The organism is Paenibacillus sp. NPDC056722 (assembly GCF_042790635.1).
GTDB lineage: Bacteria > Bacillota > Bacilli > Paenibacillales > Paenibacillaceae > Paenibacillus_AQ > Paenibacillus_AQ agri.
On the sequence record NZ_JBHTYV010000007.1, the window covers coordinates 189539 to 205180 of the forward strand.

The 15642-nt window shown below is 49.8% G+C and carries 13 protein-coding genes; 9 read left to right on the forward strand and 4 right to left on the reverse strand.

The window, feature by feature from the left end:
• Positions 1 to 117: 117 nt before the first annotated feature.
• From ACFRAM_RS18510 to ACFRAM_RS18520, 3 genes are all read right to left on the reverse strand, one after another.
• On the reverse strand, positions 118 to 684 hold the full coding sequence (locus ACFRAM_RS18510; protein WP_379467110.1) for a PadR family transcriptional regulator: 567 nt from the start codon (positions 682 to 684) through the stop codon (positions 118 to 120).
• 3 nt (positions 685 to 687) lie between these two features.
• Positions 688 to 2208, reverse strand: a complete 1521-nt coding sequence (locus tag ACFRAM_RS18515; RefSeq protein WP_379467111.1) for an MDR family MFS transporter — start codon at positions 2206 to 2208, stop codon at positions 688 to 690.
• A gap of 195 nt (positions 2209 to 2403) precedes the next feature.
• Positions 2404 to 4209, reverse strand: coding sequence for a bifunctional diguanylate cyclase/phosphohydrolase (locus ACFRAM_RS18520; RefSeq protein WP_379467184.1), 1806 nt, complete (start codon positions 4207 to 4209; stop codon positions 2404 to 2406).
• 350 nt (positions 4210 to 4559) lie between these two features.
• Between ACFRAM_RS18520 and ACFRAM_RS18525 the strand changes: the two genes are divergently transcribed.
• The 3 genes from ACFRAM_RS18525 to ACFRAM_RS18535 all read left to right on the forward strand — a co-directional run bounded on the left by ACFRAM_RS18525 (position 4560) and on the right by ACFRAM_RS18535 (position 7705).
• On the forward strand, positions 4560 to 4913 hold the full coding sequence (locus tag ACFRAM_RS18525) for a metal-sensitive transcriptional regulator (RefSeq protein WP_379467185.1): 354 nt from the start codon (positions 4560 to 4562) through the stop codon (positions 4911 to 4913).
• Positions 4914 to 4929: 16 nt separating this feature from the next.
• Positions 4930 to 5130 (forward strand): copper chaperone CopZ, encoded by a 201-nt coding sequence (copZ, locus tag ACFRAM_RS18530; protein ID WP_379467112.1) that lies wholly within the window; start codon positions 4930 to 4932, stop codon positions 5128 to 5130.
• Positions 5131 to 5248: 118 nt separating this feature from the next.
• The gene (locus ACFRAM_RS18535; protein ID WP_379467113.1) at positions 5249 to 7705 is read left to right on the forward strand and encodes a heavy metal translocating P-type ATPase; all 2457 of its coding nucleotides are present in this window, start codon (positions 5249 to 5251) and stop codon (positions 7703 to 7705) included.
• Positions 7706 to 7892: 187 nt separating this feature from the next.
• On the opposite strand, the gene ACFRAM_RS18540 is transcribed toward ACFRAM_RS18535, so the two are convergent.
• Positions 7893 to 8849, reverse strand: coding sequence for a DMT family transporter (locus ACFRAM_RS18540; RefSeq protein WP_379467114.1), 957 nt, complete (start codon positions 8847 to 8849; stop codon positions 7893 to 7895).
• Positions 8850 to 9075: 226 nt separating this feature from the next.
• Between ACFRAM_RS18540 and ACFRAM_RS18545 the strand changes: the two genes are divergently transcribed.
• The 6 genes from ACFRAM_RS18545 (at position 9076) to ACFRAM_RS18570 (ending at position 15037) form a co-directional block, all read left to right on the forward strand.
• Positions 9076 to 10419, forward strand: coding sequence for an aminotransferase-like domain-containing protein (locus ACFRAM_RS18545; protein ID WP_379467115.1), 1344 nt, complete (start codon positions 9076 to 9078; stop codon positions 10417 to 10419).
• A 104-nt stretch (positions 10420 to 10523) separates the two neighbouring features.
• Entirely contained in the window at positions 10524 to 11279 is a 756-nt protein-coding gene (gene nfsA, locus ACFRAM_RS18550) for an oxygen-insensitive NADPH nitroreductase (protein ID WP_379467116.1), read from the forward strand.
• 355 nt (positions 11280 to 11634) lie between these two features.
• Positions 11635 to 12543: an ABC transporter ATP-binding protein gene (locus tag ACFRAM_RS18555; RefSeq protein WP_379467117.1), complete on the forward strand. Its 909-nt coding sequence runs from the start codon at positions 11635 to 11637 to the stop codon at positions 12541 to 12543.
• 2 nt (positions 12544 to 12545) lie between these two features.
• The gene (locus tag ACFRAM_RS18560) at positions 12546 to 13280 is read left to right on the forward strand and encodes an ABC transporter permease (RefSeq protein ID WP_379467118.1); all 735 of its coding nucleotides are present in this window, start codon (positions 12546 to 12548) and stop codon (positions 13278 to 13280) included.
• Positions 13281 to 13286: 6 nt separating this feature from the next.
• Positions 13287 to 14438 carry a sensor histidine kinase gene (locus ACFRAM_RS18565; RefSeq protein ID WP_483875011.1) on the forward strand — a complete coding sequence of 384 codons (1152 nt, stop codon included), beginning with the start codon at positions 13287 to 13289 and terminating at the stop codon, positions 14436 to 14438.
• Complete coding sequence (locus tag ACFRAM_RS18570; protein WP_379467120.1) at positions 14435 to 15037, forward strand: response regulator transcription factor; 603 nt, start codon at positions 14435 to 14437, stop codon at positions 15035 to 15037. The genes ACFRAM_RS18565 and ACFRAM_RS18570 overlap by 4 nt, the downstream gene beginning before the upstream one ends.
• The last annotated feature ends 605 nt before the right edge of the window (positions 15038 to 15642 follow it).

Sequence of the window (15642 nt, forward strand, 5' to 3'; positions counted from 1 at the left end):
TACTGATCCATAACCATTTTGAGTGGGGATGAACAGTGACATATCAGTATTATCTGATTAGATAAGGTATCATTTAATCCTGCGGAATTGATTAAGCAAACAAAAAAACAGAGGCCCTCAGGCCTCTGTATCCAGTGGTGTTCCGGTATCGCTTAGTTTGTTGGCCAGCACATCCGCATAAAGACGCTTAAGCCACTTAAGTTCGGTTAGACAATGCTCGTACCTGCCATACATTACATGGAGCACAGAACGGGGCACGAGGGGGATATGCTCTTCATAGATCTGGTAGGCCAGATTGACATCATGTTCTGCCTTCAGGACACGTTCGTTCAGCAGTTCTGCCAGCTTTCCCTGATCTACATAGCGGGAGAGAGCGAGTGGAATGTATAGCGGATGGAAGACGGGTTCATTCTTCTTGATCTGCTGCAGGATGAGCTGCTCGAATATATTCTTGCCCTTGTCAGTGATGCTGTAGATCGTCTTGTCTGGTCTGTCCTTACTGCTGATCACTTCCACCGCTTCAATCAGGCCATCTTGCGACATCTTGTCCACAGCATAATAGAGCGATCCCATCTGCAGCTTCATAATCTGGTCCATTCGGCGATCCTTCATCACTAGCGTGATCTCATACGGGTGCATATTTCGTTCCAGGAGCAAGCCGAGAACTGCAAGTTTAATGGACATGGCTTACCTCTTGGAGGGGGCCGTCTGTGCCGATTTACCTGGAATCAGCAAGCGGTCACCTGGCATCAGCAGCACGAAGACTAAAGCGAGTACAGCAGGCACCAAGGCCCACAGGAAGGTATCCGCAATAGAAGTGGACAACGCAGCTGATATTTTCTCCAGAACCGGCGCTGGAATCTTGGCTCTGGCTTCCGGAGTCAAAGCAGCACGCGGATCACCGAATGCCGCTGTTTGGCCGCCAGCGCCAAAGGCTTCAGTTAAGCTATTCGTAAAGCTGTTGCGCTGAATAATCCCGAAGATTGTAATCCCGAGCGTCATCCCCAGAGAACGCATAAATGTGTTGGTGGAAGTAGCTGAACCGCGTTCGCGCATCCCGAAGTTATGGATGGAAGCCATGCTCAGGACGGAGAAGGAGAAGCCGACGCCGAAGCCAGTCAAGGCCATGAATACATTGAGCAGCAGGCGAGAAGTATCCGGGGACAAAGTAGTCAGTGTGAACACCCCGGCTACGAAGCAGATCGCTGACAATATCATGATGTTACGGAAGCTGGTCTTGGCCGCGAGCATACCACCAGTTTGGCTGCCGAGAACGGAGCCAATCATCATCGGCATCAGAATCAGCCCGGAATTGGTAGCCGAACCGCCAAATACGCCCTGAACGAAGATCGGGATATAGATAGTGGCCACAATAAAGGCCGAACCGTAGAAAAAGGCGGTAATGCTGCTTGTTGCGAACAGTCGTCTACCAAACATGGCGAACGAGATGACCGGCTCTGCCGCTACACGTTCGATGAAAATGAAGGATATCAGGAGAACAGCGAAGCCTGCGAACAATCCCAGGATCACAGGGGAGTCCCATGCATATTGATTGCCGCCAAGTTCCAGGGCGAACATGAGGCAAATGATGGCTGACACCAGTGTGAAAGCTCCGCCCCAGTCGATACGCTGCTTGGAGTGGGTAATAGACTCTTTGTAAGACGTAGCAATCAGGAAAATGGCGACAACACCGATCGGAAGGTTGATGTAGAATACCCACTGCCAGCCTACATAATCAGTGATATATGCACCAAGCAACGGGCCCAGTACGCTGGAAATGCCGAATACAGCCCCGAACAGGCCGGTGAGCTTGCCTCTTTTCTCTGGAGGGAAGATGTCAAAAACAATGGTAAAGGCGATTGGCATCAGTGCCCCGCCACCGATTCCCTGAATCGCGCGGTAAATACTAAGCTGGGTAATCGTGGTCGCCGTTCCGCACAGCGCCGAGCCTATTAGGAAGACAATGAGTCCGAACATGAAAAACCTCTTGCGGCCATACATATCGGAGAGCTTGCCGAAGATCGGGGTGCCGGCCATGACCATGACCATGTAAGCAGAGGTGACCCATACGATTTTATCCAGCCCGCCCAAGTCGGCAACGATGGTGCCCATCGCTGAAGCTACTATGGTATTGTCCATTGCGGACATCAATATACCGAGCAGCAGGCCAACAACTACCAGTTTAAGATTACTTTCTTTGGAATGCATGCGTACAGGCTCCTTTTTTTAATAAGATTATAGGCATCAGAATACAGGAAACATGGATATTATATTCAAATTTGAATAGGGTGGCAATAAGTAAATTTCTTTTACAATTATTCTGGGCATCGCGTGGGGAATGTAATCAAAGAAAAAAGCACCGGAAGCGGTGCTTTCTATAGATACTGCTATCTGGTTACAGACTTAGTGGGTTAAGGGGGTGTCTTGCAGTGACCTCTGCGTAGTAATGTCTTCTGATGGAAACGCTCTGGATTCGATATAGTCGATGAAGAACTCTGTTAACTGCGGATCGAATTGGCTTCCTGCGCAGGCTCGTAGCTCCACGATGGCCTCGGCTATAGATCTTGTAGGCTGGTAAGCCCGTTCGGTAGTCATAGCGTCAAAAGAGTCGATGATGGTCAGCATCCGGCACAGGCGCGGAATTTCTTCACCCTTGAAACCATAAGGATATCCTTGTCCATCGTATCGTTCATGATGCAACTCGATGTAGGGCGCCAGATCCTTGAACTTTTCGTTGGTCATCGCCATTTTCTTGCCCCAGGTGACATGCCATTTCACCATCTCCCATTCTTCGGGCGCGAGCTTATCCTTCTTGTTAAGGATGCCCCAGGGAATTTCTAGTTTCCCGATATCATGAATCAGCGCACCTAGCGTGAACTGGCGTTTGGTGAGGTTGTCCAGATTGAGCAGCCTGCTGATATCCAGGGCATATTGAAACACTCGCTTGGAATGCTTGAAGGTCTCCAAATCCTTGTACATGAACAGGTTAAGCTGCTGCTCAATATCCCGCACATCTTGGCTAAAATCAATCTCGCGTTCCAAAGGCGACTGGTTGCCGTAAACATGGACCAGATTCTTTCCCTGCTTCTTGGCATAATACAATGCCTGATCGGCGTGTTCGACAAGCTCCGACTTCTCGTGCACATCAGGCTTGTAACCAGCGATGCCTGCAGAGAAGGAGAGGCAACCTTGCGGGAAGATTTCGACACCTTCGAAAGGGGATCGGTTAAGCGTCCTGCGCAGCCGTTCGATGAACTGCTTGGCCTGTACTGTATCATGCGCGGGCAGGAGCAGTGTGAATTCCTCGCCGCCATAGCGGGAAACGATAATCTCTGTTCCCTTGGACTCTTTTTTCAACAGTTCTGCGAGGAAGACGATCAGCCCATCTCCCTTCAAATGACCGAAATGATCATTGTATTTCTTGAAGTCGTCAATGTCGATCATAGCCAGGGAAAGTGCGGAGCCATCAGCCTTAGACTTGCGCATAGCCTCTTCCAGTGCCGTCTCGAAATAGCTGTGGTTGAATAGTCCTGTACGCTGATCCCGGTTGGCGCGTTCCTCAATGCTGCGGTACATCGCGAACAATTGCTTGAATGAATAAGAGAGCAGCACGCTTAGACATAGAAATAGTGCCAGCCCAACAAATTCGTTATGGGACACCAGAATAGTCAACACAAGTGAAAGTACCAGTGTACTAAGATAGGCCAGGAGGGTATCCCTCAGCATTCCTTTGAGCGTTTCGTAGAGATTTTCGTGGAAGACCACGTAATAATAAAGTCCAATCAAGAGCGTGTTTAGGATAAAATATACAGCCATGCTCCCGGCATAGGCGTACAGGTGATGGCTCAGCAGAGGGCCTTCCTCTCCGCCGAACGCCGCAAAGATTAGTGCAGAGGTACAGATCATAATGGAATAGACGGCAAAATTATTGAGCTGCTTCCACCAAACCTTATTCCGCTCCAGGAAAAAAGAAATCAGGGAAGAGAGCAGCAGTACCGTCAATGAGAATGAAGGGCCAAAAAGGAAGATACAGGCCAGGTAAACTGAAGAATCAAGGGACAAACCATTTCCCTGTGGAGGAAGCTGAAAGGTGAACACAGTCAGGATAACCGCGGCTGCCGACATGGCGAAAATCCAGACCCAGCCTGAAGCAGCATAGTGCAGGAAGGCACCCTGATTATAGACGGCAAAGAGGCCAAAACCGGCCATGCATATGATCAGTGCATACAACTGGCCTATATTTCGCCTGAAAAAAATTAATGTGCGGTTGGGCAAGGTAGACCCTCTCCTCTCGAGCAATGTCATGATGTTCCATTAGTGTAAGGGAAATTCCCCGAATTTTCTAGGTACGAGGATGTAAAGGATAGTGCTGGAAAAACAAGGGTATAATTCTAATTGAATTCGCTTCCATGATCTGAATTCCTGCTATTTTATAACAAAAAACAATTAATTTTACTCATTTTCAACATCGTTAAATCTGCAAGATGGGGTGGATTAATTTCTTTAGTTGATCTTGACATACCCATGGGGGGTATATTATAGTGAGTTCAAGGAGGTTGATGCATGTGTCTGTTAATGACCAAGAACGGGCGGGGCATTCCTGCGATGATGAATGCGGGACCTCCGATTCCGGTGTGCGTAAAAGTCATCACTCTGCGGATTTCAAGAACGTACTGACCACTCGACTCAACCGGATTGAAGGCCAGGTTCGCGGAATTAAAGGAATGATTGACCGTGATACCTATTGTGATGATGTACTTAATCAACTGGCCGCAGTTCAATCGGCACTCAACAGTGTGGGACGGTTGCTGCTGGAAGGCCATATGAAGAGCTGCATTATCGAACGGATCGAAGCCGGTGAGCATGAGGTCATCGATGAACTGTTGGTGACTGTGAATAAATTAATGAAATAATTAAGGAGGAATTATCATGTCAAATGCTGTACTTAATGTTGAAGGAATGTCTTGCGGTCACTGTGTGAATTCTGTAGAGAAGGCTGTATCGAGTCTTGGTGCCTCTGCGAAAGTAGATTTGCCGGCAAAGACAGTAGCCGTTGAATTTGATGAGAACAAGGTAAGCCTCAGCGCGATCAAGGAAGCTATCGAAGATCAAGGGTATGATGTAGTTTAACTTGAAGCACAGTAATAAGGCTTGGAGCGGTGCGGACCTTCTTTGGTTCCCGAGGCGCCAACGCCTTTTCTTTTAAGGATAATTATACCCCCTTGGGGTATGAAGAGGGGTGGATAAGATGGGGAATACCGCAGCGGCACAGGAAGAGAAGCAGACGACTCTGCAAATTACAGGGATGACCTGTTCGGCTTGCGCAACCCGGATTGAGAAAGGGTTGTCCAAGATGGAGGGAGTCTCCCGGGCGAATGTTAATCTAGCGCTGGAGCAAGCTACAGTGGGCTTCGATCCGAAGGTGGCCGGGCTGCCGGAGATCGAAGAGAAGATACGTGCATTAGGCTATGATACTGTTAAAGAATCCGCTGATTTTGATATCTCGGGGATGACCTGTGCAGCCTGTTCTGCACGTATAGAGAAGGTGCTCGGGAAAATGCCGGGGATTGCTTCGGTAAATGTGAATCTGGCGCTTGAAACCGCACATGTTGAATACATTCCGGGCGATATTGGGACCCGTGAGATTATGGAGAAGGTCAGCGGCATTGGATATAAGGCTACGCTCAAGCAGGATCGCAAAGAGAATGTTGACCGGCGGGGAGCGGAGATTAAGCATAAGCGGAACAAGTGGATCATCTCTGCTATTCTGTCCCTGCCGCTCTTATGGGCTATGGCTGGACATTTTTCCTTCACCACATGGATTCCTACCCCGGATCTGTTCATGAATCCGTGGTTCCAACTGATTCTGGCTACTCCGGTACAATTCATTATCGGCTGGCAGTTCTACGTCGGCGCTTATAAGGCGCTGCGCAATGGCAGTGCCAATATGGACGTGCTAGTGGCACTTGGAACCTCGGCCGCTTATTTCTACAGCTTGTACCTGACGATTGATTCGCTTAACATGTCGGGCATGGATCATACGGTGGAAATGTACTATGAGACGAGTGCGGTTCTAATCACGTTGATTCTGGTCGGGAAGTGGTTCGAGGCGCTTGCCAAGGGCCGCTCTTCGGATGCTATCAAGAGCCTTATGGGCTTGCAGGCGAAGACAGCGCTCGTCATTCGGAACGGGGCTGAGATCAGCATCCCTGTGGAAGAGGTAGTTCCTGGTGATATCGTATTGGTCAAACCGGGCACGAAAGTACCAGTGGATGGCGAGGTTGTGGAGGGGCTGTCATCTGTCGATGAATCCATGTTGACAGGTGAGAGCATCCCGGTGGAAAAGAAACCTGGGGATACTGTAATTGGCGCAACGATTAACAAGAACGGAATGCTGCGGGTGAAAGCAAGCCGGGTAGGCCGGGACACTGCGCTTGCACAGATTATCAGGGTCGTGGAAGAAGCACAAGGCTCCAAGGCACCCATCCAGCGGATCGCTGATGTCATTTCCGGTATCTTCGTACCGATTGTGGTCGGGATTGCCGTCTTAACCTTCCTGATTTGGTATTTCGGGGTTGCCCCTGGTCAGTTTGCGGAAGCGCTGGAGAAAGCGATCGCCGTTCTGGTGATTGCCTGTCCGTGTGCATTAGGACTGGCAACGCCAACCTCAATCATGGCGGGCTCGGGCCGTGCAGCGGAACTGGGTATTCTGTTCAAGGGCGGCGAGCATTTGGAAGGTGCACAAGCTATTCAAGTCGTTGTTTTGGATAAGACAGGGACTGTAACCAACGGCAAACCTGTGCTGACAGATGTTATCGTTACCGCAGGTGTTGCGGGGAATGACAACGCAGCAGCCGAGAATGAGCTGTTGGCGTTGACCGCGGCTGCGGAAAAGCTGTCGGAGCATCCGCTTGCGGAGGCGATTGTCGCCGGAGCCGTAGACAGAGGGCTGACCTTGCCGGAAGCGGGACAATTCAATAATATACCGGGCCGGGGTATATCGGCTGTGGTGAATACAAAAGCGGTGAAGGTTGGTACTCGCCGGATGATGGAAGAGGAAGGTCTGGATATTGAGCCCTGGACGGCAATTATGACAGGGCTGGAGCAGGAAGGGAAGACAGCGATGCTGGTCGCTGTCGAGAAGGCTGTAGTCGGGGTCGTCGCTGTGGCCGACACGATTAAGGAGACTTCGCGGGCAGCCGTAGCCGCGCTGCACAAGATGGGTATCCAAGTTGTCATGATTACAGGTGACAACAAGATCACTGCCGAGGCCATTGCGCAGCAGGCAGGGATCACTAAGGTGTTGGCTGAGGTCTTGCCTGAAGGCAAGGCCGAGGAGGTTCGCAAGCTGCAAGCGGGCGGAACCAAGGTGGCCATGGTCGGCGACGGCATCAACGATGCGCCGGCGCTGGCGACTGCCGACACGGGCATGGCGGTCGGCACCGGGACGGACGTGGCGATGGAAGCCGCGGACATCACGCTGATGCGCGGCGATCTGAAGAGCATCCCGGATGCGATTGAGATGAGCCGTAAGACGATGCGGAACATCAAGCAGAATCTGTTTTGGGCGCTGGCCTACAATACAATCGGAATTCCGATTGCGGCTCTAGGCTTCCTGGCCCCATGGCTGGCGGGAGCGGCGATGGCATTCAGCTCTGTATCCGTTGTGCTGAACGCACTGCGGCTGCAGCGGGTGAAGCTGTAAAGCAATATAGTTTTGATTTCTGTTGATAGGAGAAACCTTTACATCCATAGACAGCATTAATAAAAAGTCGCAGGTGCCTTTGGCATCTGCGACTTTTTTAATATATATAGAACAGTACCTTACTGATTCGTAAGTTCAGCTTATATGGCAGGATCGAAGTGACGATTATACGCCACGATGGTATGGATCATAATTTCGCTGATTTAGACAATGGTACATTGACGGGAATAGCGACAGCTTTTTTCCGACCGAGACGGTTCGTACCAATAACGCCTGCGATGATCAGAGCCGATCCGATCCAGTGGTACACCGTGATTTCTTCGCCCAGAAAGATTGCCCCGGCTGCAAGCGATACAATGGTGGAGAGATTGGCGAACACGCTCATGAGAGAAGCTTCGATTTTGGACAAGATATAGTTAGAGGCCAATGTAGTGACAAGTGATGCGATAACACCTAAATAGAGCGCCGATAAGACAAACGTGCCGCTGCTCAGTGGCTTGAAGAACTCGCCCATCGTTCCGTTGCTGACATGCCCGGTTACCGAAATAATCAGGAAGGTGGCGAAGCCAATTCCCATCATCAAGTAGCTGATTTCAGCAGGGCTGAAGTGCTTCGTGAGTGAACGGGCCAAAACGCTGTACCCAGCAAAAGCGATACAAGTCAGGAATAGCAGCACAATTCCGGTCATATTGGCCAGATTAATACTGCTTCCTTTCATCACAAAGATGAACACCACGCCGAACACGGACAGGAAAATACATAGCTTCTGCAAGAGTGTCGTCGTTTCTTTCAAGAAGATCGAAGCGATAATCATCGTCACTACCGGTGTAAAAGCGTAGAGAATCCCTCCCTCGGCCGAGGTGGCGTGCTGGAGTCCGAACACTTGAAGCGTGAAGAACCCGAGCGGGTACATGGATGCCAGTAGTAGCGCTTTAAAAATGGGTTTGCCGCGATAGGAGATTTTGACCCAGCCGAAGGCGACCGGGATCGACATCACCAGGAAGGAAGCAGCGAAGCGGAAGGTCAGGGTATCGAGCGGTCCGGCGTGGCCGAGCGCTACTTTGGTGAACAAGAATGAGAATCCGATAATAGCCGCATTGAGTACGGCGAGAATATATGCCAATTTAAGACCTTTTTGCTGCATGGTTGCATCTCCCTTTCTATAACAAGGCGGGATCGTGTATCCGCCTCTGTTTGTTAGTTTAAAATTAAAAGAATTTACGCGGGGCTACAATGCCAGTTTTTCATGACTGTACCGATACAGTTGCTGGATTTGTTTATAATGAATGGAGAAGAATGGTGTTAACATGTACTTATAAGATCTCGGATTTCACTTTTTGAGTGTGACGAAGGCTGTACAGGGGGGCAATATGAAAAAGTATCATTCCGTTTTAGCTGATATGGAATACCAAATCCGGGAGGGCAAATACAGCCCAGGGCAGAAGCTGCCCTCCGTGCGAAGTGCCGCAACATTCTACAACTGCAGTGTCAGCACTGTTCTGAGGGCATACGGTGAGCTCGAAAGAAAACACACGGTATATTCCATTCCGCAGAGCGGATATTACATGGTGGAGAAACCTGAAGACCTGGAGCCTTCCACTGGCCATGAGACTCTGGATTTTGCTTCTGCTTCGCCCGACCTGAACGTGTTTCCGTATTTGGATTTTCAGCATTGTCTCAACAAAGCGATTGATATCTACAAGTATCACCTGTTCACCTACAGTGATGTTTTGGGATGGGGGACGCTGCGTCATACTTTGGTATCTCATTTGGCTGAATATCAGGTGTTTGCCAAAGCGGAGCGGATCATCATCACCTCTGGCATCCAGCAGGCGCTCGAAATTCTGGCCAAGATGCCATTTCCAGGCGGAGGGACACAAATTCTCGTCGAACAGCCCGGCTATGACATCTATCTGCGTTATTTGGAGGGTGAGGGCCTGCCAGTCAGCGGAATCGCTCGTTCGGCGGCGGGAATGAATCTGCAGGAGCTGGAGGAGCGGTTCAGGAGCGGGGATGTGAAATTTTTCTATACTATGCCCAGGTATCAAAATCCACTCGGAACCTCCTATAGCGCAGAGGAACGGAGAACCATCGCCGGATTGGCTGCCAAATACGATGTTTATATCGTTGAGGATGATTATATGGCTGATCTGGGTGCAGAGCGGCGTTTTGATCCCATCTATGCGTATGATCAGACTTCACACGTCATTTATTTAAAAAGCTTCTCGAAGATCATCTTCCCTGGACTCAGACTGGGTGCAGTGGTATTACCAGAAGTCTTGCTGGAGGCCTTCCGCGCACATAAAGGATATACGGACACTTCCCTTTTGTCTCAGGCGGCACTTGAGATCTACATCAAGAATGGGATGTATGAGCACCACAAGCACAAAATAAAAGACCTGTATGCGGAGAGAATGCATGCTCTGTATGCGGCCCTTGAACGACATAATACAGAAGGTTTGATTGAGGTGTCTCCCGGTAGTTCCGGTGTCTACGTGCAGTTGAAGCTGCCGGGAACGATGAACCTGGATCGTCTGCTTAAACGTCTGAAAGAGAGAAAGATTAGCGTTGTGTCCGGCAGGGGGTTCTATTTATCCGATTATCAGGAGCGAGAGAAATTTATACGGATTAGCATTTCACGTGCCCGGCTCGATCAGATTGACGAAGGCATTAAGGTGATTATCGAGGAGGTTAAGCGCACGGGTAGGTGGTAGATTGCCTGCTCTATATATTTTTATTTGTGTGGGAATGTATGCTAATAATATAGAGGCAGGCTTGCATGAGAAGCCAATTTCGGAAAAAGAGAGGCGAATAAGTTATGAAACCAAATAATGAAACCCTGGAGCTGTTGAACCGACATGGATCGGTCCGTCAGTATAAGGATACACCTGTTAGCGAAGAGCAGCTTGCGGCTATCATCGGTGCAGCCCAGATGGCCTCCACCTCCAGCAATGTTCAGGCGTACAGCGTCATCTCAGTGACCGATCCTGGATTGAGAAGCCAGCTAGCCGCATTAGCCGGAAATCAAGCCTATATCGAGCAGGCTCCTGTCTTTTTGGTCTGGTGTGCGGATCTGTATCGTCTGCGGGAAGCATCCACGCCGCATCTGGTGGCAGACAGTCCCACATATGAGGACACCACGGAGAATCTGATCGTTGCTACCGTTGATGTGGCCCTCGCCGCGCAAAATGCAGCTGTAGCGGCAGAGTCGCTGGGGCTAGGCATCGTCTATATCGGGGGTATCCGCAGTAAGATTGCCGAGGTGTCGGAGTTGCTGGGTCTTCCAGATTTGGTCTACCCTGTATTCGGGATGTGCGTCGGTTATCCGGCAGCAAGGGCAGGGCTGCGTCCGCGCTTGCCGCTTCAGGCTGTGTTGCATCGCAACGGCTATGATGCAGCGACAACTCTGGAGCAGGCCAAAGCTTACGATGAAGAGAGTCGGGTATACATGCGTGAACGGACCGGCGGCGCGAATGACACACCTTGGTCTGCAATGATGGCAAAACGAATCTCAGAGCCCGCTCGTATGCAAATGAAAGATTTTTTACAGGCGAAAGGCTTCCTACGTAGATAATTCGGGTTCATATAGAAATAAGCTATAGGGAAATTATTACGAATCTATAACGAACCAATAGATAGTTCTTGTAGAAGTGATTAATGTGGCAATTAGCGAGCAATCAGAAATCCAGAGAACATCCCCCGGGAGCGTAGGCTTCAATCGGGGGATTTTTTAATGGGAAATTTTGTACATCTATAATAAAAGGAAAGTGGTATTATCCAAATAAATGAAATTGTGGAAGTTGATCTCGACATACGGGTGACAATTGTCAACTTAAAGCAGTGACACTCCATACTAATGTCATCTTCTTTTTGACATTAATATTAGATACATGGAGCAGAACGCAACGGATTACGGGAGGGAGCAGGACATGGAGACAGTGATTGCAATGAACGGCGTCAGCAAAGTATTCAAGGGGAAAAAGGCGGTAGACAACATTAGCTTTAAAATATACAAAGGTTCGATTACCGCCATTCTGGGGCCAAATGGAGCAGGCAAGACCACAGCCATTCTGATGATGCTGGGTCTGCTGGAGCCGACTGAAGGATCCGTAACCATCTTTGGGCAGCATCCCAAAGACAAGTCAGTGCGCGAGAAGACGGGTTCCATGCTGCAAGAGGTTAGTGTCATGGACCGCCTGAAGGTAAAGGAGATCATTAGTCTGATCTCAAGCTACTATCAGTACCCCATGGAGCAGAAGTTACTGGTAGAGGCAACAGGTCTTGACCCGGCAGATCTAAACCGATACGCCGAGAAGCTGTCGGACGGCCAGAAGCGTAGTCTCGGCTTCGCGCTTGCACTTGCTGGAGATCCGGAGCTGCTGTTCTTCGATGAGCCGACGGTCGGGCTGGATATTACCGCCCGGCGGCGGTTCTGGGAGAAGGTGCGTGGGTTGGCAGAACAGGGGAAGACGATCCTGTTCACCACTCATTATCTGCCGGAAGCGGAGGATATCGCTGACCGGATTCTGCTCTTCAATCGGGGAAGCCTGGCGGCAGACGGCAGTCCGGATGAGATCAAGGCGAGAATCGTGAAGCGTTCGCTGTCCTTTTTAGAGCCGGCTGATGGACTGGATCTTCAGCAGCAGTTGCTGGCTCTGCCTTCCATAGACGGCTGTTACTATAAGGACGGACGAATTTTCGTGACTACAGAAGACACGGATGAGGCTTTGCGGGATATTTTTACGGCGGGTCTGCCGGTGAAGGATGTACGTATTGATCAGGGACGGCTGGATGAAGCCTTTGAACAGCTTACAATGAACCAAGAGGGGGCAGTTTAACGATGAGAAGCCTAACGATGCAGTGCAAAGCAGAAATGCTGCGGATTGTGCGCAACCCCTACTATGTATTCTGGTCGCTGCTCATGCCGATCATGTTCTATTTTATTTTCACTAGAGTCGTGAACACGGGCGATAGCGATCCAACCTGGGCAGCACATTATCTCATGTCGATGGCGGCCTTTAGTGTGATGGGATCAGCGATCATGACGCTGGGGATTCGTCTCGTGCAGGAGCGTTCACAGGGCTGGACGACCTTTATCCGCATTACTCCGCTGCCAGGATATGTGTACTTTTTGGGCAAAATGTTCGGTCAAACGATGATGCACCTCTTCTCGATCATCTGCATTTTTGCAGCAGGCTATCTCATTAACGGGGTCTCGCTGTCTGCCGCTCAGTGGTTGCTCAGCGGAGTGTGGTTACTGGTAGGCTCCCTGCCGTTCCTCGCGATGGGAACGCTGGTGGGTTCGATGAAACGGGTCGATACCGCAAGTGGTGTCAGTAACGCGGTCTATATGGCCCTTGCTATAACTGGTGGCATGTGGATGCCGCTGGAAATCTTGCCGCGTCTGATGCAGAAGATTGGAGTCTGGTTACCTTCCTACAACTATGGAAACGGCGCCTGGCAGATTGTGCAGGGCTCGCATCCGGAGTGGAGCAATATCGTGATTCTGCTCGGTTATCTCGCCGTATTTATGTTACTATCGGTGTATATTCGCAAAAAACAGGAAGCGGTGTAAAGGGCGATGAGGCAGTGGCAGTTCCGGTTATTTCCTAAAAAGTTAGGCATCTTCCCATTCATTTGGGTGGTTTATATGATCTTGCCGATTTTGAACATGCAAGCTTATACCGGAATCAAGCTGGCGGTGGGCTATGCCATGATGGGCTTGTTCGCTGTAACTTATCGCCAGCTGTATTGGGCCAACGGCCGGGCATTTACTTTGTGGCTGGCCTTGCAAATGCTGCTGATTTTACTGCTTTGTCTATTTTACAGTCCCCAAAACGTGTATCTAGGTTTCTTCACAGCCAATTTTGTCAGCTGGTATAGTGATAATCGGAAATTCAATATCATCTATTCCATCTTCGTAGTGCAGGAGTTATTCCTTGTGGGTTGGGGACTTAAGACGATAGAAGGTACGGAGTTATTGTTTCTACTTCCATTCATTATAATCATGCTGATTTCGCCTTTTGGGATACGTTCTATGTTCCGCCGCCGACATCTGGAGCGGGAACTGGACGAGGCCAACGAGGTCATTAAAGAACTGGTTAAACGTGAAGAACGCATGCGTATCGCCCGAGACTTGCATGATACGCTGGGTCATACGCTCTCACTGATTACCCTGAAGAGCCAGTTAGTTGAAAAACTCGTGTCCAAGGATACGGACCGCGCAGAGGCTGAAGCGCGGGAGATCCAGCGCACTTCCCGTGCCGCGCTGCGGCAGGTGCGTGAACTGGTCTCCGAGATGCGGGCGATCACAGTGGCCGAGGAGTTAACTGAGGCCGGGGAGATGCTGCGGACGGCGGAGATTGCCCTGGAGATTGAGGGGGATATTTCCCTTGGGGAAGTATCCGATCTCAATCAGAATATACTCAGCCTCTGTATCAAGGAGGCTGTCACCAACATTGTGCGGCACAGCGGGGCCAATAAATGTGTTATCAGTATTGTGAAGAGTGAGGGACAAGTGAGAATCATGATCCGGGACAACGGGCACGGATTGCACGGTCAGGGTGTCGCAGATGCTGGATTCAGAGAGGGCAATGGCCTAAAGGGAATGAATGAACGCCTGTCCCTAATTGATGGCTCGTTGACCATTAATGCCGACGGAAGCAAGGGTACGGTGCTGACTGTAATGATTCCCTTGGTGGTCAAAGAACGAAAGGACGGGGAGACTGCATGATAAGAATCATAATCGCTGAGGACCAACGCCTGCTGCGCGGCGCGATGGCTTCCCTGCTGGACCTGGAGGACGATATCGAGGTGGTCGGAGAGGCGGGGGACGGCGCGGAGGCGCTGGCCCAGATCGAGAAGCTTCAGCCGGATGTCTGTCTGATGGATATTGAAATGCCACGAATGAGCGGGTTGGAAGTTGCCGAATTATTGAAGAAGAAGGGCTCCCGAACCCGAGTAATAATCCTGACAACCTTTGCCCGGCCGGGTTATTTCGAACGGGGGGTAAAGGCGGATATACAAGGCTACCTGCTCAAGGACGAGCCTGTTGAGAAGATCGCGGGTGCCATCCGTCAAGTCATGCTGGGGCATAAGGAAGTGTCTCCGGAGTTGGTCTTCGGAAGCTTGCGGGAGGAGAATCCGCTGACCTCCAGAGAGCGTGAGATTCTGAAGCTGGCCGGGGGAGGTCAGACGGCAGGCGAGATCGCGGCTACATTGCATCTTTCTTATGGCACAGTCCGCAATTATATTTCCGAGATTCTGAACAAGCTTGAAGTGAAGAGTCGGATTGAAGCGGTAAGAATTGCTGAGGAGAAGGGCTGGATTTAGTGTTGGGATTATTCCTATTTAAAATAAGTCACTTCTAATAAATAAAGTTTTCATCTTTGATTCCAGTGTGAGTCAACAAATTTCTTAGCCAATAAATCTGTTTGATATCATTCTTCAAATGATCTTCAAAGTTTTGGATTTGTGCAGAGATGTTAGATGTAATGTGTTGTGTTCTGATTATTAGTAAATCAGGAGCTATATAAGAAGGATCGCAGTGTAATTAGCGGCATTTTCGTATCTTAAATCCTCTGCAGCTAGGGGTTAGTGGAGATTAAGTGCAATATTGCACCTTAAATATTCCAGAATAGACCATATAGTATGCTTTTTGGAAAAATAAGATACAATAATGCTTTTATCTCCCTCATTTGTCTTTATTAAAGGAAAATAAGGTACAAAAATGCTGTTAATTGGGGGGAGATCCCTCTTTTTGACTGTTAAGAGGACTGGCGAAGGGGGCTACACCGCTTCTAGTGGTTGAAATCTGTCGAGAGACAGTCTATGATCCAGTGCTAGCTGTCCTATGGAAAGAGAACTTTGCGGGAGCGTGCAACGAACTGGTTCAGGTACAATAAATGGGTAATTAACAAATCTTCTGGTCTCTCTAT

What these genes read in the sequence shown, in the direction of transcription:
- ACFRAM_RS18535 (WP_379467113.1), top strand. Translation starts at nt 5,249, where the DNA reads ATGGGGAATACCGCAGCGGCACAGGAAGAGAAGCAGACGACTCTGCAA.
- ACFRAM_RS18560 (WP_379467118.1), top strand. Translation starts at nt 12,546, where the DNA reads ATGAGAAGCCTAACGATGCAGTGCAAAGCAGAAATGCTGCGGATTGTG.
- ACFRAM_RS18510 (WP_379467110.1), bottom strand. Translation starts at nt 684, where the DNA reads ATGTCCATTAAACTTGCAGTTCTCGGCTTGCTCCTGGAACGAAATATG.
- ACFRAM_RS18555 (WP_379467117.1), top strand. Translation starts at nt 11,635, where the DNA reads ATGGAGACAGTGATTGCAATGAACGGCGTCAGCAAAGTATTCAAGGGG.
- ACFRAM_RS18525 (WP_379467185.1), top strand. Translation starts at nt 4,560, where the DNA reads ATGCATGTGTCTGTTAATGACCAAGAACGGGCGGGGCATTCCTGCGAT.
- ACFRAM_RS18515 (WP_379467111.1), bottom strand. Translation starts at nt 2,208, where the DNA reads ATGCATTCCAAAGAAAGTAATCTTAAACTGGTAGTTGTTGGCCTGCTG.
- ACFRAM_RS18520 (WP_379467184.1), bottom strand. Translation starts at nt 4,209, where the DNA reads ATGGCCGGTTTTGGCCTCTTTGCCGTCTATAATCAGGGTGCCTTCCTG.
- nfsA (WP_379467116.1), top strand. Translation starts at nt 10,524, where the DNA reads ATGAAACCAAATAATGAAACCCTGGAGCTGTTGAACCGACATGGATCG.
- ACFRAM_RS18540 (WP_379467114.1), bottom strand. Translation starts at nt 8,849, where the DNA reads ATGCAGCAAAAAGGTCTTAAATTGGCATATATTCTCGCCGTACTCAAT.
- ACFRAM_RS18565 (WP_483875011.1), top strand. Translation starts at nt 13,287, where the DNA reads ATGAGGCAGTGGCAGTTCCGGTTATTTCCTAAAAAGTTAGGCATCTTC.
- ACFRAM_RS18545 (WP_379467115.1), top strand. Translation starts at nt 9,076, where the DNA reads ATGAAAAAGTATCATTCCGTTTTAGCTGATATGGAATACCAAATCCGG.
- ACFRAM_RS18570 (WP_379467120.1), top strand. Translation starts at nt 14,435, where the DNA reads ATGATAAGAATCATAATCGCTGAGGACCAACGCCTGCTGCGCGGCGCG.
- copZ (WP_379467112.1), top strand. Translation starts at nt 4,930, where the DNA reads ATGTCAAATGCTGTACTTAATGTTGAAGGAATGTCTTGCGGTCACTGT.